The organism is Dactylosporangium thailandense, assembly GCF_059739745.1.
Genome location: NZ_AP029195.1, coordinates 3,674,475 through 3,699,995, shown reverse-complemented (window position 1 = coordinate 3,699,995; position 25,521 = coordinate 3,674,475). Strand labels below are relative to the sequence as shown.

28 protein-coding genes are annotated in these 25,521 nt (G+C 72.7%); 11 read left to right on the top strand and 17 right to left on the bottom strand.

All coding sequences use genetic code 11. From position 1 onward, the window contains the following. Positions 1-3: 3 nt before the first annotated feature. The 3 genes from AC6JBM_RS16645 to AC6JBM_RS16635 all read left to right on the top strand — a co-directional run bounded on the left by AC6JBM_RS16645 (position 4) and on the right by AC6JBM_RS16635 (position 2,797). On the top strand, positions 4-654 hold the full coding sequence (locus AC6JBM_RS16645; RefSeq protein ID WP_497984498.1) for a hypothetical protein: 651 nt from the start codon (positions 4-6) through the stop codon (positions 652-654). 5 nt (positions 655-659) lie between these two features. Beyond that, positions 660-1,100, top strand: coding sequence for a hypothetical protein (locus AC6JBM_RS16640; RefSeq protein WP_497984497.1), 441 nt, complete (start codon positions 660-662; stop codon positions 1,098-1,100). Between the two features lie 347 nt (positions 1,101-1,447). After that, a complete protein-coding gene (locus AC6JBM_RS16635; protein WP_497984496.1) occupies positions 1,448-2,797 on the top strand; it encodes a DUF4132 domain-containing protein in 1,350 nt (449 codons plus the stop codon). Here the strand turns inward: AC6JBM_RS16635 and AC6JBM_RS16630 are convergent. Then, on the bottom strand, positions 2,794-3,072 hold the full coding sequence (locus tag AC6JBM_RS16630; RefSeq protein ID WP_497984495.1) for an SCO0607 family lipoprotein: 279 nt from the start codon (positions 3,070-3,072) through the stop codon (positions 2,794-2,796). The genes AC6JBM_RS16635 and AC6JBM_RS16630 overlap by 4 nt on opposite strands. Before the next feature lie 19 nt (positions 3,073-3,091). Between AC6JBM_RS16630 and AC6JBM_RS16625 the strand changes: the two genes are divergently transcribed. Continuing rightward, positions 3,092-4,681: a HEAT repeat domain-containing protein gene (locus AC6JBM_RS16625; RefSeq protein WP_497984494.1), complete on the top strand. Its 1,590-nt coding sequence runs from the start codon at positions 3,092-3,094 to the stop codon at positions 4,679-4,681. Between the two features lie 216 nt (positions 4,682-4,897). Here AC6JBM_RS16625 and AC6JBM_RS16620 read toward each other — a convergent pair whose 3' ends face one another. Further along, entirely contained in the window at positions 4,898-5,212 is a 315-nt protein-coding gene (locus tag AC6JBM_RS16620) for a hypothetical protein (protein WP_497984493.1), read from the bottom strand. Between the two features lie 19 nt (positions 5,213-5,231). Beyond that, complete coding sequence (locus AC6JBM_RS16615) at positions 5,232-5,942, bottom strand: HD domain-containing protein (RefSeq protein WP_497984492.1); 711 nt, start codon at positions 5,940-5,942, stop codon at positions 5,232-5,234. A gap of 33 nt (positions 5,943-5,975) precedes the next feature. On the opposite strand from AC6JBM_RS16615, the gene AC6JBM_RS16610 reads away from it, so the two are divergent. Next, a complete protein-coding gene (locus AC6JBM_RS16610) occupies positions 5,976-6,773 on the top strand; it encodes an expansin EXLX1 family cellulose-binding protein (RefSeq protein ID WP_497984491.1) in 798 nt (265 codons plus the stop codon). Here the strand turns inward: AC6JBM_RS16610 and AC6JBM_RS16605 are convergent. The 4 genes from AC6JBM_RS16605 to AC6JBM_RS16590 form a co-directional block, all read right to left on the bottom strand. Next, positions 6,770-7,120 carry a hypothetical protein gene (locus tag AC6JBM_RS16605; RefSeq protein ID WP_497984490.1) on the bottom strand — a complete coding sequence of 117 codons (351 nt, stop codon included), beginning with the start codon at positions 7,118-7,120 and terminating at the stop codon, positions 6,770-6,772. The genes AC6JBM_RS16610 and AC6JBM_RS16605 overlap by 4 nt on opposite strands. 6 nt (positions 7,121-7,126) lie before the next feature. Continuing rightward, a complete protein-coding gene (locus AC6JBM_RS16600; RefSeq protein ID WP_497984489.1) occupies positions 7,127-7,492 on the bottom strand; it encodes a TetR/AcrR family transcriptional regulator in 366 nt (121 codons plus the stop codon). Positions 7,493-8,650: 1,158 nt separating this feature from the next. Further along, positions 8,651-9,121 (bottom strand): DUF427 domain-containing protein, encoded by a 471-nt coding sequence (locus tag AC6JBM_RS16595; protein WP_497984488.1) that lies wholly within the window; start codon positions 9,119-9,121, stop codon positions 8,651-8,653. Between the two features lie 144 nt (positions 9,122-9,265). Further along, positions 9,266-9,520 (bottom strand): hypothetical protein, encoded by a 255-nt coding sequence (locus AC6JBM_RS16590; RefSeq protein ID WP_497984487.1) that lies wholly within the window; start codon positions 9,518-9,520, stop codon positions 9,266-9,268. A gap of 168 nt (positions 9,521-9,688) precedes the next feature. Between AC6JBM_RS16590 and AC6JBM_RS16585 the strand changes: the two genes are divergently transcribed. After that, a complete protein-coding gene (locus AC6JBM_RS16585) occupies positions 9,689-10,780 on the top strand; it encodes a TetR/AcrR family transcriptional regulator (protein WP_497984486.1) in 1,092 nt (363 codons plus the stop codon). Further along, positions 10,777-11,430, top strand: coding sequence for a lysophospholipid acyltransferase family protein (locus AC6JBM_RS16580; RefSeq protein WP_497984485.1), 654 nt, complete (start codon positions 10,777-10,779; stop codon positions 11,428-11,430). The genes AC6JBM_RS16585 and AC6JBM_RS16580 overlap by 4 nt, the downstream gene beginning before the upstream one ends. A gap of 297 nt (positions 11,431-11,727) precedes the next feature. Here AC6JBM_RS16580 and AC6JBM_RS16575 read toward each other — a convergent pair whose 3' ends face one another. From AC6JBM_RS16575 to AC6JBM_RS16545, 7 genes are all read right to left on the bottom strand, one after another. Then, positions 11,728-12,147: a DUF1810 domain-containing protein gene (locus AC6JBM_RS16575; RefSeq protein WP_497984484.1), complete on the bottom strand. Its 420-nt coding sequence runs from the start codon at positions 12,145-12,147 to the stop codon at positions 11,728-11,730. 241 nt (positions 12,148-12,388) lie between these two features. Further along, positions 12,389-12,718, bottom strand: a complete 330-nt coding sequence (locus AC6JBM_RS16570) for a nuclear transport factor 2 family protein (RefSeq protein WP_497984483.1) — start codon at positions 12,716-12,718, stop codon at positions 12,389-12,391. A 76-nt stretch (positions 12,719-12,794) separates the two neighbouring features. Continuing rightward, positions 12,795-13,445 (bottom strand): response regulator, encoded by a 651-nt coding sequence (locus AC6JBM_RS16565; protein ID WP_350617914.1) that lies wholly within the window; start codon positions 13,443-13,445, stop codon positions 12,795-12,797. Then, entirely contained in the window at positions 13,442-15,370 is a 1,929-nt protein-coding gene (locus AC6JBM_RS16560) for a histidine kinase (protein WP_497984482.1), read from the bottom strand. Before AC6JBM_RS16560 ends, AC6JBM_RS16565 begins: the two co-directional genes overlap by 4 nt. 10 nt (positions 15,371-15,380) lie before the next feature. Further along, on the bottom strand, positions 15,381-16,034 hold the full coding sequence (locus AC6JBM_RS16555) for a hypothetical protein (protein ID WP_497984481.1): 654 nt from the start codon (positions 16,032-16,034) through the stop codon (positions 15,381-15,383). Between the two features lie 163 nt (positions 16,035-16,197). Beyond that, on the bottom strand, positions 16,198-16,986 hold the full coding sequence (locus tag AC6JBM_RS16550; protein ID WP_497984480.1) for a tetratricopeptide repeat protein: 789 nt from the start codon (positions 16,984-16,986) through the stop codon (positions 16,198-16,200). Between the two features lie 68 nt (positions 16,987-17,054). Further along, positions 17,055-17,351, bottom strand: coding sequence for an MmyB family transcriptional regulator (locus AC6JBM_RS16545; RefSeq protein WP_497984479.1), 297 nt, complete (start codon positions 17,349-17,351; stop codon positions 17,055-17,057). 101 nt (positions 17,352-17,452) lie between these two features. On the opposite strand from AC6JBM_RS16545, the gene AC6JBM_RS16540 reads away from it, so the two are divergent. From AC6JBM_RS16540 to AC6JBM_RS16530, 3 genes are all read left to right on the top strand, one after another. Continuing rightward, positions 17,453-17,857, top strand: coding sequence for a cyclophilin-like fold protein (locus AC6JBM_RS16540; protein ID WP_497984478.1), 405 nt, complete (start codon positions 17,453-17,455; stop codon positions 17,855-17,857). A 117-nt stretch (positions 17,858-17,974) separates the two neighbouring features. Continuing rightward, positions 17,975-18,199, top strand: coding sequence for an MFS transporter (locus tag AC6JBM_RS16535; protein WP_497984477.1), 225 nt, complete (start codon positions 17,975-17,977; stop codon positions 18,197-18,199). 120 nt (positions 18,200-18,319) lie between these two features. After that, positions 18,320-18,742 carry a MarR family winged helix-turn-helix transcriptional regulator gene (locus AC6JBM_RS16530; RefSeq protein WP_497984476.1) on the top strand — a complete coding sequence of 141 codons (423 nt, stop codon included), beginning with the start codon at positions 18,320-18,322 and terminating at the stop codon, positions 18,740-18,742. A 223-nt stretch (positions 18,743-18,965) separates the two neighbouring features. Here AC6JBM_RS16530 and AC6JBM_RS16525 read toward each other — a convergent pair whose 3' ends face one another. The 3 genes from AC6JBM_RS16525 to AC6JBM_RS16515 all read right to left on the bottom strand — a co-directional run bounded on the left by AC6JBM_RS16525 (position 18,966) and on the right by AC6JBM_RS16515 (position 24,081). Continuing rightward, positions 18,966-21,080: a carbohydrate-binding module family 20 domain-containing protein gene (locus AC6JBM_RS16525; protein ID WP_497984475.1), complete on the bottom strand. Its 2,115-nt coding sequence runs from the start codon at positions 21,078-21,080 to the stop codon at positions 18,966-18,968. Between the two features lie 153 nt (positions 21,081-21,233). After that, positions 21,234-22,787 (bottom strand): glycoside hydrolase family 13 protein, encoded by a 1,554-nt coding sequence (locus AC6JBM_RS16520; protein ID WP_497984474.1) that lies wholly within the window; start codon positions 22,785-22,787, stop codon positions 21,234-21,236. A gap of 286 nt (positions 22,788-23,073) precedes the next feature. Next, a complete protein-coding gene (locus AC6JBM_RS16515) occupies positions 23,074-24,081 on the bottom strand; it encodes a LacI family DNA-binding transcriptional regulator (RefSeq protein WP_497986475.1) in 1,008 nt (335 codons plus the stop codon). A gap of 204 nt (positions 24,082-24,285) precedes the next feature. On the opposite strand from AC6JBM_RS16515, the gene AC6JBM_RS16510 reads away from it, so the two are divergent. Next, positions 24,286-25,521: a sugar ABC transporter substrate-binding protein gene (locus AC6JBM_RS16510; RefSeq protein ID WP_497986474.1), complete on the top strand. Its 1,236-nt coding sequence runs from the start codon at positions 24,286-24,288 to the stop codon at positions 25,519-25,521.

Here is a 25,521-nt window from a genome sequence, read left to right as displayed (position 1 = left end):
GGCGTGGAGTTGCAGCGCAGACGCCGGTCCCTCGGCTTTGCTCTTCTCGTCGTCGTGTTCGGCCTGCTCGCCCTGGCCTGCGCCTGGGGCTCCGACAGCGGCGCCCGCCTGATCCTCGCGATCGGCGGGCTCGCCGCGCTCGTCCTCGGCGCGATGCTGGTCCGCGACGAGTTCCGCCCGTTCCGCTTCGCGATCGGCGCCGACGGCATCACCACGCGGGACGGCCTCGTCCCCTGGTCCGGGATCGACACGGTGACGCTGGACGAGCCCGTGCCGCCCGCGACCTCGGGCCCGCACCTGATCCTCGAGCCCGGCGGGCGCGTCGTGCTCAAGCTGCAGGACGTGCGGCAGTCGCAGGCCGACATCGCCGCCGCCCTCCAGCAGCACGGCGGCACCCGCTTCGACAACCGCATCGCCCGGCGCGGCGAGCGGCCGGGCTTCGCCACGGTGCTGCGCGGCTACGAGCCCGGCCGCGTCGACCGGCTGATCCGCCGTGCCCAGGACGCCCTGCTCGACGGCGACCCGGCCGAGCGCGCCGCGGCCCGGGCGGCCCTCGAGGAGCCGGACCTGGTGGTCGTGCCGCGCGGCTACGAGCGCACCGACGTCGAGTCCTACCTGCGCAAGCTGGCCGCCCGGCTGGGCCCGTCGCGATGACCGTCATGGCGTGGCTCGACGGGGAGCGGGAGGCGTGGCGGGCGCGGGCCGCGGCGCTGGACCACGGGCTCGAGGAGCCCGACTGGGACCGGGCCGCCACCGGCGCGAACACGCTCGGCAGCCTGACCGCGCCGCAGGCGACCTGGCTGATCGCGAAGGGGCCCGACGCCTCGGCCCGGGCGCTGATCGGCAAGGAGTCCTACCTGCGGCTGCGCCAGCGCATCGACGTGGGGCGGGTCGCGGTCGCGCGCTTCGAGCTGGACGCGCTGGCGTTCGCCGCCGGGCTGGCCGGCACCAGCGCCGACGAGCTCGGCATGCTGATGCTGCCGTTCCGGGGCCGGAGCCGGCCGCCCTGGTCGCGGGCTGGCTGCGGCACCTCGGGTCGGCGCGGCTGTGGGCCCGGCTGTGGCTGGAGCGGCACCCCGAGGCCGCGGCGCGGGCGCTGATCCCGGCGGCGGCCGGGCGCGCGGGCAAGCCGCGGCAGAACGCCGAGGACGCGCTGCGGTACCTCGCCGCGACCGGACACGAGCCGATCGTCGTCAAGACCGCCGGCGAGCTCGGGGCGGCCGCGCTCGCCACGATCTCGACCCTCCTCGCCACCGGCCCGGCACCGGCCACCCGGGCGAAGCCGCCGGCGTGGGCGCGGCCGGAGCTGCTGCCGCCGGTCCGCTCGGCCGCGGGAGCGCCGCTGCCGCCGGACGAGGTCGCCCGGCTGGTCGGCGCGCTGACCCGCTCGCGCCTGGCCGAGCCGCCGGAGCCGGCGCCGGGCGACCTCGCCCCGCCCGGCAGCGCCGTGCCGCTCGTCGTCGAGGGGTCGGCGGCCGCGCAGCCGATGGTGGCCCCGGCCGGCCCCGAGCTGGAGGAGCTGATCGCGGGCTGCGACCGGGCGAGCCTGGCGGCCTTCGGGCGGGCGCTGCTGCAGGCGTGGCTGGCGGCCGAGATGCCGGCGTCGGACGCGTGGGCGATCCTGGCGCAGGCCCACCTCGGCGACGACGCCACCTGGGCAGAGCTGGCGCCGCTGGTGCGGTCGTGGCCGGCGAAGAGCCGGTACCTGCGGGCGATCGACGGCCACGCGGTGCTGGCCACCGTGGGCACCGACGCGTCGCTGCGGCACATGCTGGCGATCGAGCACGTGATGTCGGGCGGCTCGATGAACGAGCGGGCCGTGGCCTACCTGACGCAGGCCGCCGCCCGGCGCGGGCTGTCGTGGACGCAGCTGGCGGACCGGCTGACGGTGACCCACGGGCTGGACGCCGGGATCACCCTGGACTACGGGCCGCGGGCGTTCACGGTCGTCGCCGACGAGCACCTGACCCTCTTCGCCGTCGACGCCGGCGGGCGCCGGCTCGCGAAGCCGCCCAAGCCGGGGGTCAAGGACACGAACCCGGAGGCGTACGAGCGGTTCCAGCGGCTGAAGAAGGACGTGCGGGCGACCGTGGTCGTGCAGATCGCCCGCCTGGAGCGCGACATGCTCGAGCACCGGCTCCGGCCGGCCCGCGACCTGCCGGCCGTCCTGCTGCCGCACCCGGTGCTGGGCCCGCTCGCGCGGCGGCTGCTGTGGGGCGAGTACGGCCCGGACCGCCGGCTGCTGCGGGCGCTGCGGATCGCCGAGGACGGCAGCCTCGCCGACCTCGACGACACGACCGCGACCGTCGGCGGCCACGCCGAGCTCGGCATCGTGCACCCCGCGGAGCTCGGCGCGGACCTGGACGACTGGGCCCACCTCTTCGCCGACTACGAGATCATGCAGCCGTTCCCGCAGGTGAACCGGCCGGCGGTGACGCTGACCGAGGCGCAGCGCGCGGCGACCAGCCTGCCCGGCGGTCTCGGACCGGTGCCGTCGAGCCGGATCTCGGCGCTGGCGGCCGGGTCGTGGTACGGCAACGACCACGACCACGGGGCCCGCCGCCACACCCAGCTCTCGCGCCGGCTGCCCGGCGGGCTGCGGCTGGTGGTCGAGCTGGACCCGGGGGTGCCGACGTCGTACGGCGCGACCGTGCCCGACGAGCAGCGCATCGCCGAGATCTGGGTCGACGACGCGTGGTCGGACCACTGGCAGCGCGCGCGGCGCATCGCGCTGGGCGCCGCGGACCCGGCCGCGCTGTCGGAGCTGCTGGTGGAGCTGTACGCGGCCGAACGCTAGGACACGACGGTGCCGTGCTCGTCCACGACCTTGGTCTGCCAGTAGCGGTACCACTCGTCGTCGACGTACACCGGCTCCTTCCCGGCGGGATAGCGCACGTATCCGGCCGGCGGCTGCTGGTCCTTCGGCACGCACGCGGCGCCTGTCCGATTCCCGACCGCCTTCACCGGGTACTCCTGCGACCGGCAGACCCGCTCGCGCATGTCGCAGCCGGTGGCGGGCAGCAGGGCGAGGATCATGACGGCCGCGGCGCAGCGGGTGCGGACCTGGTGCATCCCACTATGGTGTACCACGATGGCGCTGAATGACCGGCTGCGCGACGCGCTGCACGATCCGAACGCCGTGGTGCGGCTCGACGCGGCGCGCACGGCCGCCGGCACCGGTGACCACCGGCTGGTCGAGCCGCTGCTCGAGGTGGCGTTGCGCGACACGGCCGAGGTGCGGGTGGCGGGCGGCCTCGGCGAGACCTACGAGCACGTCGGCGACGCGGCCGCGGTCGCCCTCGGCGAGATCCTCGCGCGCCGGGGCGGCATCGACCCGCGGGTCGCGTTCGCCGCCGAGGACCTCGGCTGCGACGACGACCGCGTCGCCACCCTGCTGTACTACCTCGGCCCCCGCTACGAGCCGCTGCGTCAGCGCCTCGAGCACCACGAGGAGCCCCGGGTCCGGCTGCGGGCGGCCCGGGCCGTGCTGTCCATCAACCGCACCGCCGCCTTCGCCGCCAAGCTGCTGGGCGACCCGTCGCCGCTGCTGCGCCTGGAGGGCCTCCAGGTCCCGGCGCACCTGCGCGACGACGCCGTCTGCCTGCGGCTCATGCGCATCGACCCCGACCCGCGCGTGCGCGCCGAGGCCGCCACGCTGCTGCGGTTCACCAGCACCGGCGTCGAGCCGTTCGCCGCGGCCGCCCGCTGCGAGCCCGACCCCGGTGTGCGGGCCGCGCTCGTGGCCTGCCTCGCCCACCGCCGCCGCGACCCCGAGGCCGTGCGGGCCATCGCCGGGCTGCTCGGCGACCCCGGGGTGCCCGTCCGGCGCGCGGCCGCCGAGGCGCTGCGGGACGCCACCGACCCGGTCGCGGGGGCGGCGATCGGGCTGCGGGTGCTGGCCGAGCCCGACGAGGACGTGCTGGGAGCGCTGCTGCGGTACCGCGGCCTGCTCGAGGACGCACCGGAGCTGCGCCCGCTCATCGAGCGCCTGCATCGGTACGCCAACTTCGACGACGACCGCCGCACGCTCGGCGCGCTGCTCAACGCCCGCCGGCGCGCCGCCGCCACGGCCCGGTTCACCGGCGACGGCCGGCTGCTGCGCGCGATCCTGCGCCAGGCCGCCGACGCGCTCGGCTCGACCACGCTGCGCGACTGGCTCGACGACCCGGGCCGCCCGCTGCCCATCGGCCCGCCCGAGGTCGAGGAGTGCGTCCAGGCCTGGACGTCGCTGGACCCCGAGCGCGTGCTGACCGCGGGGGAGCACGCCGCCTACGCCGCGGCCCTCGCCGATCCCGCGCACGCCGCGCCCGACCCGGTCCGCGGCCCGACCACCGCCGCGCGCCGGGCACTGGAGCTCACCCGCGTCGCGCACGTCCTCACCGCCCGGCTGCTCGCGGCCGGGGCCGAGGCGCCGCCGGCCGCGCCGATCCAGCGGCTGGTGCTGCCCGGCGAGGACTCCATCGAGGCGCTGCGCTCGGTGCTGTCGATCGAGGAGTGCCGGCGTGCCCGGAACGTGACCTGGCTGCGGCTGCTCATGCGGCCGGCGGACGAGACGTGGTACCTCGAGGCACTGCGCGCCGCCCACCCGGATTCCCCGCCGGCCGAGGACGAACCGAGCGACTGGCACCTGGACCTCGCGGTCACGGCCGCCGAGGGCCGGCGCAGCACCGGCTACCACTGACCTCGTGTTCAACTGCGTTTCTTCGCGCCCGCGTCGCATGACCTCGCTGCCGCGGCCGCCGAGGGCCGGCTGTCACTGACCCCGGGTCAACTGCGTTTCTTCGCGCCTGCGTCGCATGACCTCGCCGCAGCGACGGCTACCACCGACCCTCGGGGTCTACACGCGACGGTCCACGATGGACGTGGCGGCGGCCGGGGGAACTGTTCGCCGATGTGGTCAGTCGGCCGGGCGGGGCATGAACGGGCGCAGCCGCTGCACCGTCGCGGCGAGCGCCTCCCCGAAGTGCGGGTCGGTCCAGACCGCGTCCTCGAGGGCCTGGATGACCCGCCGCCGGGTGCCCACGGTCGGCGTCGGCGACGACTCGGACTCCCGCTCCAGCGTGCGCAGCGCCGGGTCGTCCTCGAGCTTCGCCCGCACGAGCCCGGCCAGCCCGCGCAGCTGCTCCTCGATCGCGGGCTCGGCCTCCTGCGCCTGGCCCCGGTCGAACAGGTGCGAGGCCATCCAGCCGACCGCGAGTTCCACCATTGTCACAGTGAATACCTTCGCACATTCACCGCCCGTCAAGAATGGCCGCGAACCGCTCCTCGGCGAGGTCCAGCTGACGGAAGATGTGTTGCTTCACGAGTCGTGACAGAGGTGTGTCGGGCCGCCCGACGAGTTCGCGCAGCACCGGGACCATGGGGCGGTACTTCGTCGCCGACCGCTCGACCTTCGGCCCCGTGGTGTGGATCACACCGACGCCGTTGTCGGTGAAGTCGGAGACCTTGATGACCCGCGCCCACGGCTCCCGATCAAGGCTGGCCCTGACGTGCTCCCGGTACTGCTCGTGCTTGTCGTATGACGGGTCGTACTCGGGGTTGGTGACCGCCGCGACGAGCCCGGCGACCCGGTCGCCGAACCGGCCGGCGAGGGCCGCGACCGCCTGCTCGGCCGTCGCGCCCGGGTGGCCGGCCAGCTCCTCGGGGTGGTCCTCGACGGTGTCGTGCAGGACGGCCGCGGCGATCACGCCCACGTCGGACACCTCGTAGTGGTGCATGACGCGGATCGCGACGCGCAGCAGGTGGTTCACGTACGGCTCGCGCACCCGCCGGTCGTCGCGGTGCAGCTCGCCGGCGAGCTCGAGCGCCGCGGCGAGCCGGTCGCGGTCGGGCGGGGCGAAGCGCTCGATCTCGATGCGGTACCGCTCGCGCAGCCCCGGCTCGCCATAGATCTCCGTGATCGCGTGCATCGGCATGGTGCCGAGGTACGACGGGAAACTCATGAATATGAAATACCAGACGGTACGATCCCGGACGTGAACCGCCGTCACCTTCGCTGGATCGTGCCCGCCGCCACCGTCGTCATCGCCTCCGTGGTGGCCGTCGTGCTCGTGACCCAGGTCGGTGGCAGCGCCGCGTGCGCGGCGGGCGGCTCCGCGTCGTACTACACCGCCGGCCGCAACGGCATGTGCAACCTCGGCACGCCCGCGGACGGGGCCTACGCGGCGGTGGGGCGGGCCGAGTACGCGGGCGGGAAGGGCTGCGGCACCCTGCTCGACGTCACCGGCCCGAACGGCACCACCCGCGTGCAGGTGGTGGACCTGTGCCCCGGCTGCCCGGCCGGGAAGATCGACCTCGGCAAGGGTTCGTTCGCGAAGATCGGGGCGCTCAGCGCCGGGATCATCCCCGTCACCTACACCACCGTGCGCGACCCGCAGGTGGGCCCGCTGCGGGTGAAGGTCAAGGGCGGCAAGGGCTACTCGTCGCTGAGCGTGGTCGTCGACAACCACGGCAATCCGCTGTCCACTGTGGAGCTGCAGCAGGGCGACTCGTTCCTCGCCCTGCGCCACGGCGAGGACAACACCTGGACGGGCCCGTCCGGTCTCAACGGCCCGGTGACGCTGCGGATTTCCGATGTGTACGGCCACCAGGCGCTGGTCTCCGGCCTGGCCCTCGGTCAGAGTGACTTCCAGCAGACCACGCAGCCGCTGTACGGCGGCCCATCGCCGTCCCCATCCCCAGTTGCGTCCCTGTCGCCGTCCGCGTCGGCCGAGCCCACTGTCTCCCTGGTCCCGGCCGAGCTCGGCACCACCGCGCCGCCCGTCAAGTGCTAGCGGACTGAGCTCTCCACCAGCGCCACCACGGCCCGGGGGTCCTCGACCTCGATGACGAGCCGCGCGTACCGCTCGTCGGTGAGCTCGATGACCACGGCCTTGCGCGGGTCGTGCACGTCCCAGAACACCTTCTCCCCGTCGAGGTGGAAGGTGCCGGCGGTGATGACGTTGGGGATGTGCGCGCCGGGCGCGCGGATGCCCTTGGGCTCGCGGGCGATGCCGGGGTCGGCGGTCGCGCCGCGCACGTTGGCGAGCGGGATCGCGAGCCGGCTCTTGAGAGCCCAGAGCTTGTCGAGCCCCTCGATCTCCACGACGAGGTTGCCGTTGTCGACGGTCACGATGGCCATGGTTGTCTACTCCCCGGTGTCGATGCGGGCCCGCAGGCGCAGGCCCAGTAGTTGGTTGGCCGCATCCGGCCCCAGCACGTCGTCGAGGCGCGCGAGGGCCGCGCCGACGATCGAGCCGACCTCCCGGTCGTGCGGCGCCTGCTCGGCCGCGGCCAGGAGCAGCAGGTCGAGCGTGTCGTTCTCCTGAAGGTGTGCGGTGTCAGTGCTCAGGGCCGGCTCGAGCTTGTGCTGGAGATACCAGCGCAGCACGGTCAGGTAGAGGCCGCGCTTGCTGCCGAACGTCTTGTAGAGGCTGTTGCGGTGGACCCCGAGCCCGGTGACGAGGTCGTCCACCGACAGGCCGTCGTACGCCCGCGCGGAGAACAACGCCACCGCCTCACGGGTAACCGCTTCCTCGTCAAACCCCCGAGGTCTACCCATGCCATGAACGCTACCGCGTTTGGGAACGACCAGTCAAGAACGTTCGTTCTCGAACGCGGCGCGCGACCGCGGCCGGGTTCGTCGACGCCAGCGGGGCGGGCCGCGGCCTGCGGCTTCGACCTTCTGCCGCTGATCCGCCGGCGCCTTCTCCCGCCGCTGGGGTCCGCCAACTTCCTTTGCTGCCGGCTGGCCCGCCGACTCCTTTTGCCGCCGGGTGGCCCGCCCCGGCAACTTCTTGCTGCTGTCTGTCCGCGTGTTCTTGCTGCTGTTGCTCCGCGTGTTCTTGCTGCTGTTGCTCCGCGTGTTCTTGCTGTCGTTGCTCCGCGCCGCCCAATGCATCGCACCGACCCTCCCATGCCGGACTTATCGCACCTGGGACTTTTGCCGGATTGCGCTCGGCCTGACGCAGGCATCAGGGGCATTTCAGCGCCACGTCAGGATGGGTTGGCAATCTCTTCTGCAGCACCGCGATACGCCCCGCCCGGTTAACCGGCCAGCTGCCCAAATCCAACGGGACCGGCCGGGGCGTGTCGCGGTGATTACTCTTGCTGCACCCGCGTGATCGCTTGGCGCCGGACGCTGTACGCGCAGGCCGCCTGCGCCTGTTCCGTCTCGTGTTTCGGGTCGGCGGCGCGATCCGGGCGCGAACGGACACGGCGACTACTCTCCGCATTTGCTGACCGCTGCCGCTGCCGCTGTTGGCCGCCGCGGTGCCGCGCGCCGCCGTGGTTGGGCCGCCGCGGTGCTGGCCGTTGCCGTTGCCGACCGTTGCCGTTGCTGACCGTTGCCACTGCCGTTGCCGACCGCCGCCGTTGCCGGCCGATGCGGTTGCCGACCGCCGCCGTTGCCGGCCGATGCGGTTGCCGACCGCCGCCGTTGCCGGCCGATGCGGTTGCCGACCGCCGCCGTTGCCGGCCGATGCGGTTGCCGACCGCCGCCGTTGCCGGCCGATGCGGTTGCCGACCGCCGCCGTTGCCGGCCGATGCGGTTGCCGACCGCCGCCGTTGCCGGCCGATGCGGTTGCCGACCGCCGCCGTTGCCGGCCGATGCGGTTGCCGACCGCCGCCGTTGCCGGCCGATGCGGTTGCCGACCGCCGCCGGCGCCGACCTTTACCAGCCGAGCGTGCCGGGACCACCCTTGACCGGCCCGGTGGTGTCAGACGTCAGCCAGCCACCGTAGAAGTCACCGGGCTGGGGCGTGACCCGCTCGCCGTCAACGGTGCACTCGTCGAGCAGCCCCGGGTAGAACGCCAGATAGCCCGTGAGGATCTCGAACCCGGGACTCGGCCGCTCGTACGACCACGCCACATCCGGCACCGTGATCCCCCCGACGGTGAGATCCCAATATCCAGCAACGCCTTTGAACTCGCAGAACGTACGACGGAGCGAGGGACTGAGGGTGGCTTGAATGTCGGCAGGCGGGATGTAGTAAACCGGCGGATGCGAGGTCTCGAGAACACGCACAGTGTTGGTCGAGTCGAACACCACCACGCCGGCATGACGAGCCGCAATGCGCCGCGGCGTGCGCTCAGCCCGCGGCGGCCGCGGGTAATCCCACACGGACTCGGTGGCTCGCTCCATGCGCCCAGTCTGTCACCGCAACCGCAGCACCCCCACGGTCGCCTTGCCGCCCGCGCGCCTCGTCCTGGCGCGCTCGCCTCGTCCTTGCGCGCCCGTCTTGCTGTCCGCGCTCACCTTTCTTCTTGCGCGCTGTCTTGCTGCCTGCTAAGCCTTTCCGTCGCCGTCGCCGTCGCCGTCGCCGTCGCCGTCGCCGTCGCCGTCGCCGTCGCCGTCGCCGTCGCCGTCGCCGTCGCCGTCGCCGTCGCCGTCGCCGTCGCCGTCGCCGTCGCCGTCGCCGTCGCCGTCGCCGTCGCCGTCGCCGTCGCCGTCGCCGTCGCCGTCGCCGTCGCCGTCGCCGTCGCCGTCGCCGTCGCCGTCGCCGTCGCCGTCGCGTTCTGGGCGGGGGCCTGGAAGCTTCATGGCGTTGCTGCTGGTGAGCCGAATTACCGAATTATCGAATTACCGGTAATCGCAAACTCGGTAATTCGTCCCCGATTACAGAGCGTGTCCGTGCGTCGTGCGCGGTGGTCGTCGGCCGTCTGTCTTGTCCAGTAGACAGTGTCTACTTGCATCGTGTAGACACTGTCTATGCACGATGACGAGGGCCTTCGTGACCGCCTGGTGCGGGCCGGGGTCGAGCTGGTGGCGCAGGAGGGCTCGGCGGCCGTATCGCTGCGTGAGATCGCCCGCCGGGCCGGTGTATCCCATGGTGCACCGCGACGGCACTTCCCGACGCATGTGGGGTTGCTGTCCGCGATCGCCCGGCAGGGATTTGCCGACCTGACCGCCCGGTTCCGCGCGGTCCCCGAGACGGGCTCCTCCCGAGATCGTCTCGGCGGCCTCGCGCACGCGTATGTGCGGTTCGCGCAGGAGAACCGTGGCATGTATGAACTGATGTTCCGTCACGACCTGCTCCGCTCGGATCACCTCGGCCTGCGGGAGACGAGCCTGCCGCTGTTCGAGACGCTGGCGGCTCTGCTGATCTCGGTTTGGAACGACGGCACCGCGCCGGCCGCGAACCGCTCGGTCGCCATCACGCCTGCTGCCGATTGGGCGCGAAGTCCGCAGCGTGTGGTCATGAACGGCTCCAGCGCAGATGGTGCCGATCCGAATGTGGACGGTATACGCGGCTCTGCGCCGAGTGCAGGTGGCGTTTCGGACGCTGGCGGTTCGGGCTCCGCTGCGGAGGGTGAGCTGCGGCCTGATGCGGCAACGGCCGTGGCGGTGGGTGAGCTGCGCGCTGGCGCTGAGCTGCGGGCTTGTGCGGCAACGGTGGCGGATGAGCCGCGGGCTGGTAGTGAGATGCGGCCTGATGCGGCAATGGCGGGGGGACGCGACCTGCGGGCTGGTGCGGCAGTGGCGGCGGGGCGTGAGCTGCGGGCAGGTGCGGCAGTGGCGGCGGGACGTGACCTGCGGCCTGATGGGGGAATGGCGGCGGGGCGTGAGCTGCGGGCAGGTGCGGCAGTGGCGGCGGGGCGTGAGCTGCGGGTTGGTGCGGCAATGGCGGTGGGAAGTGAGCTGCGGGCTGATGCGGCGACGGCGGCGGGTGTGCTGTGGGCGAACCTGCACGGCATTGTGCAGTTGTGGCTGTGGGGCAGCCTTCCGCTCGCCACCGGGCAGACCGACATCGCCGTGCTGGTTGACGCGGCCCTCGACGCGCATGTCGGGGGTGCGCCGTGACGCCGGTGTTGTACGTGCTGACCCGCGCCACCGTTGGCCGCGCGCTCCGCATCGGGTGGCGGCCCGAGGTGCACGGTCTGCAACATATCCCGGCCGGCGGTGCGATCCTGGCCGGCAATCACCTGAGCGTTGCTGATCAGCTGTTTCTCGGGGCCGTGGTACCGCGGCACATCGCTTTCTGGGCCAAGGCCGAGTATTTCCGTGGTCGTCGGCTCGCCGGGGTGTTCGTGCGCGGGCTCGGGGCGATCCCGGTCGAGCGGGCCGGTGGGCGGGCCGTGCTCACCGCGTTCGACGCCGCGGTGCCCGTGCTGCGCGCGGGCGGGCTGGTGGCGGTGTTTCCTGAGGGCACCCGGTCGCCGGACGGCCGCCTGTACCGCGGGCGCACCGGTGCCGTCCGCCTCGCCCGGCAGGCCGGGGTGCCGATCGTGCCGTTCGGCGTCGTCGGCACCGACATCATCCAGCCGATCGACGCTCGATGGCCGCGGCGGGTGCCGGGTGCCCGGGTCGTGTACCGCTTCGGCGCCCCGATCGACGTCGCCGACGGGACGCCGCGGGCCGCCACGGACGAGGTGATGGGACGGATTCGGGAGCTCAGCGGGCAGGAGTACGTTCCGACCTACGCCCCGATGCTCCGCCTGGGCCAGGTCTGAGGCCTCGCGGAACAAGCCTGAGCGAATTCGCGCAAATACCGTCGCCCCGTGTTCGGCACCGGCACGGGCGGCGTTCTGATCCGTGCGGGCAGAGCGTCGCGGTCGCCGCGGGGTCTCGAGCGGTGCCTTGCCCCATCGGCTTGCGCGCGGCGCCGCACCCATGTGCAGACGGCGCCGCGCCCGTCAACAGGCGGTGCCGCGTCCGTCAAACGAGGCGGTGCCGCGTCCGTCAAACGAGGCGGTGCCGGGCACGTTTCGGGTGGGCGCCGCGCCGTCAACAGGCGGCGCGGCGCCGGGTTACAGGCGGCGGGCGGTCTCTACGTCCTCGGTGCCGGAGAAGTAGCGGTCCAGGACTCGGGCGAAACGGTTCTCGGCCGGGTCGGCGTGGGCGAACAGCGTCATCGACGAGCGCAGCTTCATGGCGTCGATCTCGCCGAAGATGTCCACGGCGGTGTGCTCGCCGTCCCCGAGCAGCGCGTCGGCACATTCGAGCAGGCGCGGGCCGAGAACCGGGTGCTGCAGATAGGCCCTGGCCTCGTCGAGGGAGGCGATCGCGTACCGCTGCGCCATCGAGCTGCGACCGAGGCCCTGGATCTGCGGGAAAATGAACCACATCCAGTGGCTGCGCTTGTTGCCGTCCTTGAGCTCGCCGATGGCGTGGTCGTACACGTGCTCCTGAGCATCGACGAACCGGGACAGCTGGTATGGATCCTCCATGAACCCAGCCTAGGCCGCATGGAGATGGTTAGCGGTCCAGCAACGCAGAAGACGCCACGGCGAAGCTAGCGTCACAGCGCGAGGACGCCGATGCGGGCCACGGTGAACGGGCCCCTACCGAGGCGGGTCAGGGTGCCCATGCCGGTCAGCGACGCGTAGGTGTCGGCGGCGCCAGCTGGCCGGTGCGGTGCGATACGAACACCAGCGCCGTCGTCAGCTGACCGTTTCGAGCACCGCTTGCTCAGGCGGGTGCGTCGAACGAGGCCGTCAGCTCGGCGATCCGGCCCGCCGACCAGCGCACCCGCAGCGTCCCGGCGCCGCCCGCGGACCAGGCGACCCGGGCCACGTCCTCGTCGCCGACGGAGTCGACCGAGGTCACGTTCAGGGTGTCGTCGGGCGGGGCGGCGGAGTAGGCGGCCGCGATCGCGTCCCGGCCCACGTACGGGCTTCCCGGGTCGCCCTCGATGCGCAGGGTCGCGGTGTCGCCGAAGCGGTCCAGGTAGCCGGCCCAGTCCCCGGTGCGGACGCCCTCGTTGAACAGCCGGCACTGGGTCAGCACGCGCTCTGTCATGCCGAAGATGTACCACTGTTGTCGATCTCTGTCACTAGCGCTCACGCGATCGCGGCACCTGGCGGGGAATCACCCGTCATTCGCCGGTCAGCCCCGCGTCGCGGGCGAGCACGATCGCTTGAGCCCGATCCGCGACCTGCAGCTTCGTGAAGATGTTCGACACGTGGTTGCGCACGGTCTTCTGGCTCACGCCCAGCCGCTCGGCGATCTGCGGGTTGGTCAGATGCCGGGCGATGTGGGCCAGGATCTGCCGCTCGCGCTGCGTCAGCTCCGGGAACGGGTCGGGCGCGGTACGGTCCAGGCCCGCGAAGAACCCCATGAGCCGGGTCGCGATCGCCGGCCCGAAGATCGCCTCGCCGTCGGCGACCACCCGGATCGAGCGGATGATCTCCGTGCGCCGGGCGCCCTTGAGCACGTAGCCGCGGGCGCCCGCGCGCACGGCGGCGAAGACCGAGTCGTCGTCGTCGGCCATGCTCAGCACCAGCACCCGAACGTGCGGCATGGCGGCCGTGATGCGCTCGGTCGCGGCGATCCCGCCCATGCCGGGCATCACCAGGTCGAGCAGCACCACGTCGGGCTGCAGCCGGGGCAACGCGGTCAGGGCCTCCTCGCCGCTGGCGGCCTCACCGCACACCTCGACCTCGGCGCTGGTGGCCAGCAGCGCCCGCAGCCCGGCCCGGAACTGCTCGTGATCGTCGACGACCAGGACGCGTACCGTGCCGGTCATCGGGGCAGCCTCGCCGTGACACTGGTGCCGCCCACGCGCGACTCGACGACCAGCTCGCCGCCGAGCTCCGCGGCCCGCTCCCGCATCGAGTGCATGCCCACCCCGCCCTCTCGCGCCACCGTGGCCCCGTGCCCGTCGTCGCTCACCACCACGCTGAGCCGATCCTCGTCCAGAACAAGCCGCAGCTGTACCGTCTTCGCCCCGGCGTGCCGCCGCGCGTTCGCGAGGGCCTCGACCGCGATCCGGTACGCCGCCACCTCGGTCGCCGCCGGCAGCCCGTCCAGCCCCGCCGGCGCGTCCAGGCGCACTCGCGGGCTGCCCGCCGGCTGCTGCCCGAGGTGCGCCCGCAGCGCCCCGACGAGCCCGAGCGTGTCCAGCGCGGGCGGTCGCAGCCCGTCCACGAGCCGCCGCACGTCGGCGACCGCGGTCTGCGCGTCGGTCACGATCTCCTCCAGCAGCCTGCGCGCCTGCTCGGGCCCGACCTCCTGGGCCGCCTCCGCGCGCATGGTCAGCCCGGCCAGCGTCGGCCCGAGCCCGTCGTGCAGGTCCCGGCGGAGCCGCCGGCGCTCCTCCTCGCGGGCGATGACGAGCTGCTCGCGGGAGCGCTGCAGCGCCGCGGAGTACCGCACCGCCTGCACCGCGACCCCGATGTGCCGGGCCAGGTCGGCCAGCAGCCGCAGGTCCCGCGGTCCGAGCGCCGCCTCACCCGGCCGCGGCCCGAGCCGCAGCGCCCCGACGGGCTCCCCGCCGGCGACGAGGGGCAGCGTCACCGGGTCGGCCGGGCGGGCCCCGAGCTCGTAGAGCGGGCCGTCGTCGACCTCGATCCCGACGTACGACAGCTGCAGCGCCTCCCGCACCGTCGACGTGCTGGTGGCCAGGATCGCGCCCGGGTCCGGCACCGCGGCCAGCCGCTCGCCGAGGCGCGCGAGGACGGTGTACGGGTCGTCGCGCTCGCCGTACACCAGCAGGTTGACCCGGCGCTGCACCCGCTGGCGCAGGGCGCCGAAGACCAGCGCCCCGGCCACGGCCGCGAGCACCGACGAGGCCCCGAGCGCCCCGACGACCAGCACATAGGCGCTGGCGACGGCCGCGGACAGCATGACGAACGCCGCGGTACGGCTGATGAGGAAGTCGATGTCGAAGAGCCGGTGGCGCAGGATCGCCACGCCGATGCCCGCCGGCAGGAGCGCGATCGAGAGCCCCCCGACGACGTCCCAGGCCGTGCCCTCGACCGGCCACACCCGATCCGGCCGCGCGTCGCTCAGCCCGGTCACGAGCCGCACCAGGACGACGACGGCCACGATCCCGCAGGTGTACCCCAGCCAGCGCGCCTGCTGCCGCCCCGGGCCTTCGCCGGACTCCCGCATGCGCAAGGCCACGGCCGCCGCCCCGGCAACGAACGCCAGCGCGATGGCCACCGTGAACGCCGTCTCGGCGACGGACGCCACGCCGCTCACCCCGCCGACCCCGAGCGGGTTGGCCGGCGCGCGCGGCCGCACCTGGTCGTTGACCCCCGGCCGCAGCGCGGCGGTCACCGCGGCCAGCCCCGCCAGGCCGGCCACGACGCCGACCGCCCAGCGCGGCGGCCGCCGGTCCGGGAAGTACGCCGGCACGAGCGCGAGCCCGAGATTGGCCGGCACCCACAGCCACGTCTGCGGCCAGGCCAGCGCCGCGCTGCCGGTCGCCACGGCCAGCTGCCCGCAGCACTCCAGCAGCGCGAACGACCCACCGCTGAGCAGCAGCAGCGGCCCGACCGGGTTCCCGGCCCGCCGCGCCACGATCAGCGCCCCGACGACCGCGCAGGCGGCGACCGCCGGCAGGTACGTGACCTCGCCGGCCGGCGCACCGTTGCGTACGGCGAGCCATCCGCCCGCCACGGCCAGGACGAGGCTCACCCCGCCCAGCGGCCAAGCCGCCGCCCTCACCGCCCGCACACTAGCCGACCGGCGCGTTTGCGCGGCCGGTTGTCATGAATCCGATCCCGGCCACGAGCACCCAGGCCGCGCCGGGGAACAGCGCGCCGTACTGCGCCGGGAACGCCTGGGTGGCGAGCACGAGCACGGCCGCGAGCGCGCTGATCGCCGCGAGCCACCGGGAGGCCGACCCGTGCCGGAACCCGCCGACCGCCACCGCCGCGGCCGCAATGCCCGCACCCGACCACAACCACGGCAGGGTGTTGTAGTCCTCGACGAGCGCCGCGATGGTGTCGGGGTCCCAGCGCCCGGGTTCGCCGAGGGCCCAGTACAGCTCGGTGCAGATGCCGCCGCCGACGAGCAGCAGCACCGCCACGATCCCGACCCCGGCCGCCGCGACGCCCGGCACGAGGCTCCCGGCCGGCTCCTGCGCCCCGAGATGCCGCCGCAGCCCGGCCGCGAACACGACGAGCAGCGCCGCGGCGACGAAGCAGACGACCTGCGTGGACCACACGTATGCGCGCTGCCCGGCGATGGCCTCGACGACGAGCGCGTTGTCCCTGATCCCGTCACCGACGTTCGCGGTGAGGTTGCTGCCGGCGAACAGCCCGGCGAACCCGACGAGCCCGCCCAGGGCCCCGGCCGCGGCCCAGCCGCGATGGTTCGAAGTAGTCATGCCGGGGATGCTTCCGCCGGCGCGACCCGCCCCGGATCCCCGCCGAGTCCCGGCCCACCGGGAACAATGTCCCGGCTGTCGCGGCGAGTCCCCGCCGAGCTGTGCGGGCTCCCGCTCGTCCCGAACGAACGGCCGGCCCCGGAAGGGGCAGGCCCGGGTGGTGTCACGCGGGCGGTGGCTGGGTCGGGTCGATGCCGTGCAGGAAGTCGCTGGTCGTCTGGGCGATTCGGGCGGCGCCGATGGCCTCGGCCCAGCGGTGGACCTCCGTGGCCAGTGCGACCGCGCCGGGCTCGTCGCCGGTGTCGCGGGCCAGTACCGCGAGCAGAACCTGCTGGGACAGGGTGCCCGCGACCAGCCCGGCGCGGGCGCCCAGGGCCGTCGCCTCCTGCCAGCGCTCCCGGGCCTCGGCGTGGTTGCCGGCCTCGTGCGCGTGGTCGCCGAGGTGCCGCTGTGCCTCCCGGCGCAACAGGTCGTCGTCCGCGGCGTTGGCCAGGGCGTGCTCGTAGTGCACGGGCGCGGCCGCGCGGTCCTCGAGGACGTTGTCGTAGATGAGCCCGAGGTAGTGATGGGCCCACCCGAGGCGGAGCCCGTCCGGCGCCGTGGCGACGAACCGCTCGGCCCGGTCGCGCAGGGCCGGATCGGGCTTGCGCATTTTGCCACGGTACTCGTACCGCAACCGCGCAAACCCCAAGTCCCACCGCCCGTTGTCGTCCAGCGCGTCTTCGTCCACCTCGGACAGTCGATCGCCGCCGTCTCCGTTGCCGTTGTACCAAGCCGAGTCCACGGCGATCTCCGCCGCCGCCAACGCCAGCACGGCGCGGGTGGGGGAGTGCGACAGCCCGGCGGCCGCGGCGTCGAGCAGCCCCGTGGCCTGCTCCCACCGTGCGGCGAGGGCCAGCCCCCGGGCGGCCGCGACCAGCTGGTCGAGGGAAATCGTTGCGGTTGCTGTCATGCCGCCGACGGTAGTAACCGGAAAAACTATCCACAAGAAAACTACTTCGCCGAGCGCGACGGCAGCGGTCAGGGGAAATGAGCGAACGCGCAATGATCGAACGCGCACCGCGTGAGTGTGCGGTTGGCCGCGAGGAGGTCCATCCGGCCGTTGCCGATGATGGCCGGCGCGGCGGTGATCGCGTCCAGCGACCACTGCAGGCTGGGCCGGATCGTCGTCGGCTTCGCACGGCGAGGGCTGCGACCTCGCTGCGGCGCAGCCCGGGCACGCGGCGTTGCCCAGCGGCGGGTAGGCCGGCCTGCCGCGGGCTGATCCGGGCACGGGCGCGAGGTGAGAAACTCGCGGACCTCGGCTCGGTTGTCCATGGCCCGACGGTACGACGGGCGTCGCCCGCCTGCGATGTACTGCCGGTACACCCATCGTCAGTGACTTTCACGCGGGCGCCCGCGGGCGTGTGCTGGACGGCATGACTCCCGCACGTCGCCCTTCCGGGCCGCCCGCGGCCTGCGCCCTTGCCGTCCTCGCGGCAGCGGCCGCCGTGCTTGCTGGGTGCACCGGCGCGACGGTGCCGGGCTCAGCGGCACCGTCGTCGGCGTCCTCCGCCCTCGGTGTGCGGGTCGTGCTGGCGTTCGGCGACCAGGTGGCGACCGCGACGCTGGCCGACACCCCGCAGGGACGGCAGCCGGCGGCGGTGCTGCCGACCAGCGTGGAGGTTCAGGACGTGTGGGGCCAGGCAAAGTCCGGCCGGCTGCCGCACACCCTCGGCGTCGAGGCCGTCGAACCGGTCCACGACCCGGTGCCCGGCGGGATCTACTTCTGGCCGACGACCGAGGTCATAGCCATCTACTACGACGATCTCGGCCAGCCGTGACCACCCAGCACACCATGACCACGCCCGGCCTCGACAGTGCCGCCGCGCTCGACCACCCGGCCGGTGCCGGCCGGCCGCGGGTCACCGCGGTGCTGGTCGCCACAGTTCTTCGTCGGTATGGCCCTCGGCCAGCTGACGGGCGGGCCGGTGTCTGACCAGCGCGGTCGTCGCCGCCCGCTGATCGTGGCGATCCTGGTGTTCATCGTCGCGTCGGTTGCCTGCGCGCTCGCGCCGAGCGTGGGTGTCATGATGGTCGCCCGGTTCGTGCAGGGTTTCGCCGGCGCCGTCGTGTCCATGATCGGACTCCTCATCGTCGCCCGCCCGCCCCGGCAACCGCAGTGACGGGCTGGGCTTGCTGTCACCGCGGGGGATGTAACCAACACCGGGTGCGCCGATCCGCGAATGTGCGGTGCGCGGGGCGGGTGTGCGGGGTTCGGCGCGGTGGCAGCTACGGTGGACGGCGTGGAGGACGCCGCCGATCGGCACGTGGATGTCTGGGCCCGGGAGCTCGAGAACTTCGACCTCGTCGCCGAGGCGATCTTCGCGCGGCTTGCCATCCTCGCGCGGTATCAGACGCAGCTGCGGCGCGATGTGCTTGCCGAGGGCGGGCTGCAGCACTGGCAGTTCAAGGTCCTGCTGATGCTGCGACGAAACGGGCCGCCCTACACCGCCAGCCCATCGCAGCTTGCCGACCTCCTCGGGCTGACTCGCGGGGCGTTGTCGGCCCGGCTCGCGGCCATCGAGGACGCGGGCTGGATCGTGCGGGAAGCCGACGCGCGGGACCGGCGGCGGGTGCACGTCAGGCTCACCGATGCCGGCGATGACACGCTCATGCGGCACATCGGCGGGGAAGGGCGCGGTGAGCGGATACTGCTGGCGGAATGACCGAACGAGAGCGCAAGACCCTCGCGAATCTGTTGCGCAAGATGGTGCTCGCGGCCGAGAAGGAGGCCTGAACGCCGGCGCGGTGAGCGAGTGGCCGGTTGTGCCTGCGCGGGCTTGCGCGGATCGCGGCGGTGGCCGGCGGCGGAGAAGAGGACTGGACGCCCACTGTGGACGGCGCGCCGGGGGAGAGAGCCCCGACCGCCGTCCACAGTGGACGAGATCACTACTTCCAGGTCGCGTTGACCGTCTGCGCCGCCGTCCCCGTGTTCAGGGTGCGGTTCGCGCCGCTCTCCCACGTGATCGAGCCGTCCGTGTTCTTCTTGATGAACTTGTACTCGACCGCGGTGTTCGCCGGCATGGTCACCGTCGCCGACCAGATCGGGTAGTTCGCCGACGACAGGGCGATCGCGCTCGCGGTGTTCCACGAGCCGAGCGCCGGGATCGAGCCGACGACGAACACGTTCTGGCCGAACGTCGTGGTCACGTTGGCGTTGAACGTCACCGCCGGGCTGGTCGTCGAGGAGCCGTTCCAGGTCGTGCTGATGGTTCCGGTGCCGTTGGCGGGCACCGTGTAGGTGTGGTTGTTGCCCGGCTCCCAGGTGACCGTGCCCGAGCTGGTCCTGGTGATGAATTTGTACTCGATCGCCGTCCCGGCCGGCAGCGTCACCGTCGTCGTCCAGTTGGCGCCGCTGGCCGTCATCGGGATCGCGTTCGCGGTGTTCCAGGAGCCGAGCTGGGCGATCGAGCCGATGAGGTACACCGGGGTGCCGGTCGGCGCGCCGGAGACCGTGAACGACACGCCGTTGGCCGCGGGGCTGGTCGAGACCGACGGGCTGGGCGAGGCCGTCGAGCCGCCGGTGACCCGCGCGCCGGCGTGGATCGCGACCGCGTCCTTGGCCGCGACCCCGACGGTGGCCTGGCCGCTGCCGTTCACCGTGACCGTCGGGCCCGAGCAGGTCGACGCCGAGGCGTTGTAGTCACCGTGGATCACGTCGCAGTAGACGCCCGCCGGCAGCCCGGTGCTGAAGGTGCGCGACCCCACCGCGCCGCTGCCGTTGTTGATGGCGACCCAGCCATTGGTACCGCGGGAGAACGCGATCGCGTTCGACCCGTCCGACCACCAGTTGCCCACCGTCGTGTCGGCCCGCGTCGCGTTGTGGAAGCCCACCATGTTCTTGATCGCGCGCTGCCGGTGCTGGCACTCCCAGCCGCTGCCGCACGTGACCGGCGTGACGTACCCGTTGCCGTCGGCCGGCGGCGAGGCGTCGTTGTTCGAGAACGTGAACGAGCTCATCACGTTCGGGGTGCCGAAGTTCCACGCGAGCATGAACACGTTCGCGAGGGTGTCGGTGGCGCCCGCCTTGTAGTTCAGCGTCGAGCCGTTGCGCTCGGTGTCGTGGTTGGACACGAAGACGGTGGACTTGGCGCTCGGCTCCAGGCCCCAGCTCGGGCCGAAGGTCTGCAGGTTGGCGATGCTGCCGTTGAACTGGTTCTTGAGGCTGGTGGCGTAGGTGAACTCGAGCACGCCGCCGATGCCCTCGTAGGCGGACGGCGCCAGGTTGCCGGGCCCGCCGGGCATGACCTCCTGCGCCCAGTACACATTCTGGTTCGTCAGCTTGCCCTTGATGGCCGACAGGTCGGCCTGCGCCATGTGCTTGGCCGCGTCCACGCGGAAGCCGTCGACGCCGACCGAGATGAGGTCGTTGAGGTAGCCCGCGATCTTCGTGCGCACGTAGTCGGTGCCGGTCTTGAGGTCCGACAGGCCGACGAGCTGGCAGTTCCAGACCTCGGTCTGGTTGTTGTAGTCGTGGATCTGGTTGTCCGACTGCGGGCAGTCGGCCGGGTAGAAGTGGAAGTCCGACGAGCTGTAGCCGGCGCTGGGGTAGCTGTAGCTGTTCGTGAAGTTCGCGCCGCCGTAGGCCGTCGTGCTGGACTGGTTCGCGCCGGTCATGTGGTTGATGACGGCGTCGACGTACACCTTGACGCCGGCGGCGTGGCAGGCGTTCACCATGCTCTGGAACTGGGCCCGGGTGCCCATGCGGCCGTTGAGGTCGTAGGCGGCGGGCTGGTAGATGTCCCACCACGGGTGGCCGGCGACGCTGATCGAGTCCTCGGGCGGGGCGACCTGCACCGCGCCGTACCCGGCCGGGCCGAGCACGTTCGTGCACTCGGTCGCGATCGAGGTCCACGGCCACAGCCACAGGTTCGCGATCACGTCGTTGTTGCCGACGGCGGCCTCGGCCTTGCGGTCGCCGGTGAGCAGCGGCACGGCCAGGGCCGCGCAGAGCATCAGGCCGCCGATCGCGGCCAGGGTTCGTGTGAGGCGGGGTGTGCGCACGGGGGTCCTCCGGATTGGCGGAAAGCGGAGTGCGACCCGGTGGCGGCCGGATCGATTGACGCTGAGCTTCGGTCCCGCTGAAACCTCCTGTCAAGGACCTTGCAGAAATTGCCCGCAAGCAGTTCTCGCAAGGTCCTTGAGCTGGAGAAACGTTCAGGAAGATCTGGCAGTTCTTGCAAAGATCCACACGGTCGAGTCGGCCGGAATCGCACGTCCGTCGATGGCTCGGCTGGCGAGCGTGACCTCGGAGCCGGCCGGCAGCGCGACCGGCTCCGGCGAGAGGTTCACGATGCACCGGAAGCCGTCGCGGGCGAAGTCCAGCACCCCGTCCGGGCTCTCGTGCCAGCGCAGCGGGCCGGTGAGCCCGCGGCGCAGCGCGAGCGCGGCCCGGTACAGCTCCACAGTGGACGCGCGGTCCCGGGCCAGCCCGGCCCAGTCCGGCGGCTGCGGCAGCCAGGACGCGCCGGTGGCCGAGAACCCGTACGCGGGCGCCTGCGACTCCCACGGCAGCGGCACGCGGCAGCCGTCGCGGCCGGGATCCGTGCCGCCGGAGCGGAGCCACACCGGGTCCTGGCGGGCGTCCGCGGGCAGGTCGAGCACCTCGGGCAGGCCGAGCTCGTCGCCCTGGTACAGGTACGCCGAACCCGGCAACGCCAGCATGAGCAGCGCGGCGGCGTTGGCCCGCTCGAGGGAGCCGAGCCGGGTCGCGTGCCGGCGCACGTCGTGGTTGGACAGCACCCACGTCGTCGGCGCGCCCACGGATCCGGCGGCGTGCAGGCACGAGTCGATGCTCGCCCGCACCGCCGCCGGATCGCCCCAGTCGGCCTGCAGGAACTCGAAGTTGAACGCCTGGTGCAGCTCGTCGGGGGCCGTGTAGCGGGCGAGGCGCCGCGGACTCGACGCCCACGCCTCGGCGACGGCCATGCGCTGCCCCGGGTACGAGTCCAGGATCTTGCGCCAGGCCTTGTGGATCTCGTGCACGCCGTCCTGGTCGAAGTACGGCAGCACCCGCCGCCCGAGCAGCCCGATCTGGCCGGTGAGCCCCGCCGCGGGGTACCCGGCGGCCTTCACCATCCCGTGCGCCACGTCGATGCGGAAGCCGTCGACGCCGCGGTCGAGCCAGAAGCGCAGCACGCCCTCGAACTCGACCCGCACGTCGGGGTTGTCCCAGTTCAGGTCCGGCTGGGCCGGGTCGAACAGGTGCAGATACCACTCGCCGTCGGCCGTCCGCGTCCACGCCGGGCCGCCGAACACGGACTCCCAGTCGTTCGGGGGCTCACCGTCCGTGGTCGCGGGGCGGAAGTGGTATCGCGCACGGGCCGGTCCGCCTGGAAGTTCTTGCAAGGCTTGCGTGAACCAAGCGTGTTCGCTGGAGGTGTGGTTGGGGACGACGTCGATGATCACCCGCAGGTCCAGGTCGTGCGCGGCGGCGAGCATGGCGTCGAAGTCGGCGAGGGTGCCGAAGCTCGGGTCGACGTCGCGGTGGTCGGACACGTCGTAGCCGCCGTCGACCATGGGGGAGCGGAAGAACGGGGTCAGCCAGATCGCGTCGACGCCGAGGTCACGCAGGTGGGGCAGGCGCTCGCGCAGGCCGATGAGGTCGCCGACGCCGTCGCCGTTGCCGTCGGCGAAGCTGCGGACGTAGACCTCGTAGATGACGGCGGTGCGCCACCACTCTTGCGGCGGCATATCCGAAAAATCGGACATCGGGTCCCTTCCTGGGGCGTGGTGCGGCCGCGCGCGGCCAACAGGGGAGGCCGGCGAGGGCGCGAAGACTCCGCGCGGGACATTCGGCAGGCCACGCGCGGCAAAGCGCACCGCAACGGCCGGAGGGACGCGCGGTGAAGCCCACCGCACGGTTGGAAAACCGGGCGGCGAGCTGCGCCGCGCGATCAGACGACCGCGCGGCGAATCAACGGTGCTCAGGAGCGCGGCGCGGCCCGCCAGCCTGCGCCGGGTACAACCGGATAGAACGGGAAAGGGGAACGAAAGCTCAGCGAGGGGCGATGCCCGTCGAGTTGCGCACGACCAGCTCCGGCGCGAACAGGAACTCCGAGTGCGGCGACGGCTGCCCGTTGATCGCGTCGATCAGCGACTGCGCCGCCGCGTTCGACATCGCGAGCACGGGCTGGCGCAGCGTGGTCAGCGGCGGGTCGGTGAACGCGATCAGCGGCGAGTCGTCGTAGCCGACCACCGACACGTCCCCGGGCACCGACAGCCCCCGTGAGCGCGCCGCCCGCACGGCGCCGAGCGCCATGAGGTCGGAGCCGCACACGAGCCCGGTCACGCCGCGGTCGAGCAGCCTTCCGGCCGCCGCCGCGCCGCCCTCGACGCCGAAGAGCGAGAGCTCGATCTCGTCGGGGAGGCCGTGGCGGCGCATCGCCTCGCGGTACCCGAGGATCTTGCGCTGCACCGGGGTGAAGCGCTCGGGGCCGGAGATGAAGCCGATGCGGGTGTGGCCGAGCGAGGCCAGGTGATCGACCGCCAGCTCGCTGGCGCGGGCGTCGTCGCAGGAGATGCACGGCGCCTCGAGCCCCGGGACGTGCCCGGTGATCATGACGATGGGCAGCGGGCGGTCGATGAGCTTGCGGTACCGGTCGTGGTCCGCCGTCGTGTCCGCGTGCAGCCCGGAGACGAAGATGATGCCGGCGACCGCGCGGTCGAGCAGCATCTCGATGTACTCGTCCTCGGTCACGCCGCCGGGCGTCTGCGTGCACAGCACGGGCGTGAACCCGTGCCGGGACAGCGCCGACTCGATGACCTGCGCGAACAGCGGGAAGATCGGGTTCTCGAGCTCCGGCGTCACGAGGCCGACGAGGCCGGCGCTGCGCTTGCGGAGTCGTTCGGGTCGCTCGTAACCGAGCACGTCGAGCGCGGTGAGCACGGCGTGCCGGGTGTCGGCGCTGACCCCGGGCCGGTCGTTGAGCACCCGCGAGACAGTGGCCTCGCTGACCTCCGCCTGCTTGGCGATGTCGGCGAGGCGAGCTCGTGGAGCGTCCATGGCCATGCGACGAGAGTAAGCGGCTCCACGCCGAAATTGAAAGTCGCTTGGAAGGCCTTTCATTCGATGCAAGTCCTTGCTACGGTCTGCGCCACCGGCAATCGATCGACACCCCTGTACCGATGCCGTTCACCATTCCCTGGCTACACGCATGCCCTCAGCCGGCCTGCGTGTGCTCCACCCTGAACAGGAGCATCCATGCGCATCCCCCTGCGCGCCGTCGGCGTGCTCGCCCTCGCGGCGTTGACCCTCACCGCCTGCTCGTCGTCGAAGACCCCCGAGAGCTCCTCCACCGCGCCCACCGCCACGCTCGCCATCTGGGCCGACGACCAGCGCGCCGCCGCCCTCAAGCCGTTCGCGGAGCAGTTCGGGCAGGCCAACCACGTGGACGTGCAGGTCCAGGCGGTCTCCAAGGACCTGCAGACCAACTTCGTCACCGCGGCGCAGTCGGGCAAGGGCCCGGACATCGTCGTGGGCGCCCACGACTGGATCGGCAACCTGGTGCAGAACGGCACCATCGACCCGATCCAGCTGTCGGACTCGCAGAGGTCCGGCTTCGCCGACGTGGCGATGAAGGCCGTGACCTTCAACGGGCAGGTCTACGGCGTGCCGTACGCCATCGAGAACCTCGCCCTCATCCGCAACACGGACCTGGCCCCCAACGCGCCGGCCAGCATCGAGGACCTCGTCGCGGCCGGGAAGGCGCTCAAGGACTCGGGCAAGGTCAGCAACATCCTGTCGCTGCAGGTGGGGCAGAACGGCGACGCGTACCACGTCTACCCGCTCTTCACCTCGGCCGGCGGCTACCTCTTCGGCACCAAGCCCAACGGCGACTACGACCCGGCGGACCTCGGCGTGGACAAGCCCGCGTCGGTGGAGGCGTTCAAGAAGATCGCCGCGCTCGGCGAGAAGGGCTCCGGCGCGCTGACCCGCTCGGTCAACAGCGACAACGCGATCCCCACGTTCACCGGCGGCAAGGCCCCGTTCCTGATCTCGGGCCCGTGGGCGGTCGCCGACATCAAGAAGGCCGGCATCAAGTACGACATCACCCCGGTGCCCGGGTTCGCCGGCGGCAAGGCCGCGCAGCCGTTCGTCGGCGTGCAGGCCTTCTACGTGGCCAGCAAGGGCAAGAGCAAGGCGCTGGCCAACGAGTTCATCACGAACTACCTGACCAAGCCGGAGCTGCAGGTCGCGCTGTACCAGGCCAACCCCCGCCCGCCGGCCCTGAACGCCGCGATGGACCAGGTCAAGGGCAGCGACCCCGACATCGAGAAGTGGCTCGCCGCGGGCAAGGGCGGCGCCGTGCTGCCCGCCATCCCGGCCATGGCCGCGGTGTGGGACCCGTTCGGCAAGGCGGAGTCGGCGATCGTCGGTGGCGCGGACGTACCGTCCACACTGGCCGGTGCCGCCAAGACCATCTCCGATGCGATCAGCAAGTAA

What these genes read in the sequence shown, in the direction of transcription:
- AC6JBM_RS16615 (WP_497984492.1), bottom strand. Translation starts at nt 5,942, where the DNA reads ATGAGTTTCCCGTCGTACCTCGGCACCATGCCGATGCACGCGATCACG.
- AC6JBM_RS16520 (WP_497984474.1), bottom strand. Translation starts at nt 22,787, where the DNA reads ATGTCCGATTTTTCGGATATGCCGCCGCAAGAGTGGTGGCGCACCGCC.
- AC6JBM_RS16570 (WP_497984483.1), bottom strand. Translation starts at nt 12,718, where the DNA reads ATGACAGAGCGCGTGCTGACCCAGTGCCGGCTGTTCAACGAGGGCGTC.
- AC6JBM_RS16535 (WP_497984477.1), top strand. Translation starts at nt 17,975, where the DNA reads ATGGCCCTCGGCCAGCTGACGGGCGGGCCGGTGTCTGACCAGCGCGGT.
- AC6JBM_RS16550 (WP_497984480.1), bottom strand. Translation starts at nt 16,986, where the DNA reads ATGACAGCAACCGCAACGATTTCCCTCGACCAGCTGGTCGCGGCCGCC.
- AC6JBM_RS16585 (WP_497984486.1), top strand. Translation starts at nt 9,689, where the DNA reads ATGCACGATGACGAGGGCCTTCGTGACCGCCTGGTGCGGGCCGGGGTC.
- AC6JBM_RS16640 (WP_497984497.1), top strand. Translation starts at nt 660, where the DNA reads ATGGCGTGGCTCGACGGGGAGCGGGAGGCGTGGCGGGCGCGGGCCGCG.
- AC6JBM_RS16575 (WP_497984484.1), bottom strand. Translation starts at nt 12,147, where the DNA reads ATGGAGGATCCATACCAGCTGTCCCGGTTCGTCGATGCTCAGGAGCAC.
- AC6JBM_RS16605 (WP_497984490.1), bottom strand. Translation starts at nt 7,120, where the DNA reads ATGGCCATCGTGACCGTCGACAACGGCAACCTCGTCGTGGAGATCGAG.
- AC6JBM_RS16545 (WP_497984479.1), bottom strand. Translation starts at nt 17,351, where the DNA reads ATGGACAACCGAGCCGAGGTCCGCGAGTTTCTCACCTCGCGCCCGTGC.
- AC6JBM_RS16555 (WP_497984481.1), bottom strand. Translation starts at nt 16,034, where the DNA reads ATGACTACTTCGAACCATCGCGGCTGGGCCGCGGCCGGGGCCCTGGGC.
- AC6JBM_RS16515 (WP_497986475.1), bottom strand. Translation starts at nt 24,081, where the DNA reads ATGGACGCTCCACGAGCTCGCCTCGCCGACATCGCCAAGCAGGCGGAG.
- AC6JBM_RS16595 (WP_497984488.1), bottom strand. Translation starts at nt 9,121, where the DNA reads ATGGAGCGAGCCACCGAGTCCGTGTGGGATTACCCGCGGCCGCCGCGG.
- AC6JBM_RS16630 (WP_497984495.1), bottom strand. Translation starts at nt 3,072, where the DNA reads ATGCACCAGGTCCGCACCCGCTGCGCCGCGGCCGTCATGATCCTCGCC.
- AC6JBM_RS16625 (WP_497984494.1), top strand. Translation starts at nt 3,092, where the DNA reads ATGGCGCTGAATGACCGGCTGCGCGACGCGCTGCACGATCCGAACGCC.
- AC6JBM_RS16590 (WP_497984487.1), bottom strand. Translation starts at nt 9,520, where the DNA reads ATGAAGCTTCCAGGCCCCCGCCCAGAACGCGACGGCGACGGCGACGGC.
- AC6JBM_RS16540 (WP_497984478.1), top strand. Translation starts at nt 17,453, where the DNA reads ATGACTCCCGCACGTCGCCCTTCCGGGCCGCCCGCGGCCTGCGCCCTT.
- AC6JBM_RS16565 (WP_350617914.1), bottom strand. Translation starts at nt 13,445, where the DNA reads ATGACCGGCACGGTACGCGTCCTGGTCGTCGACGATCACGAGCAGTTC.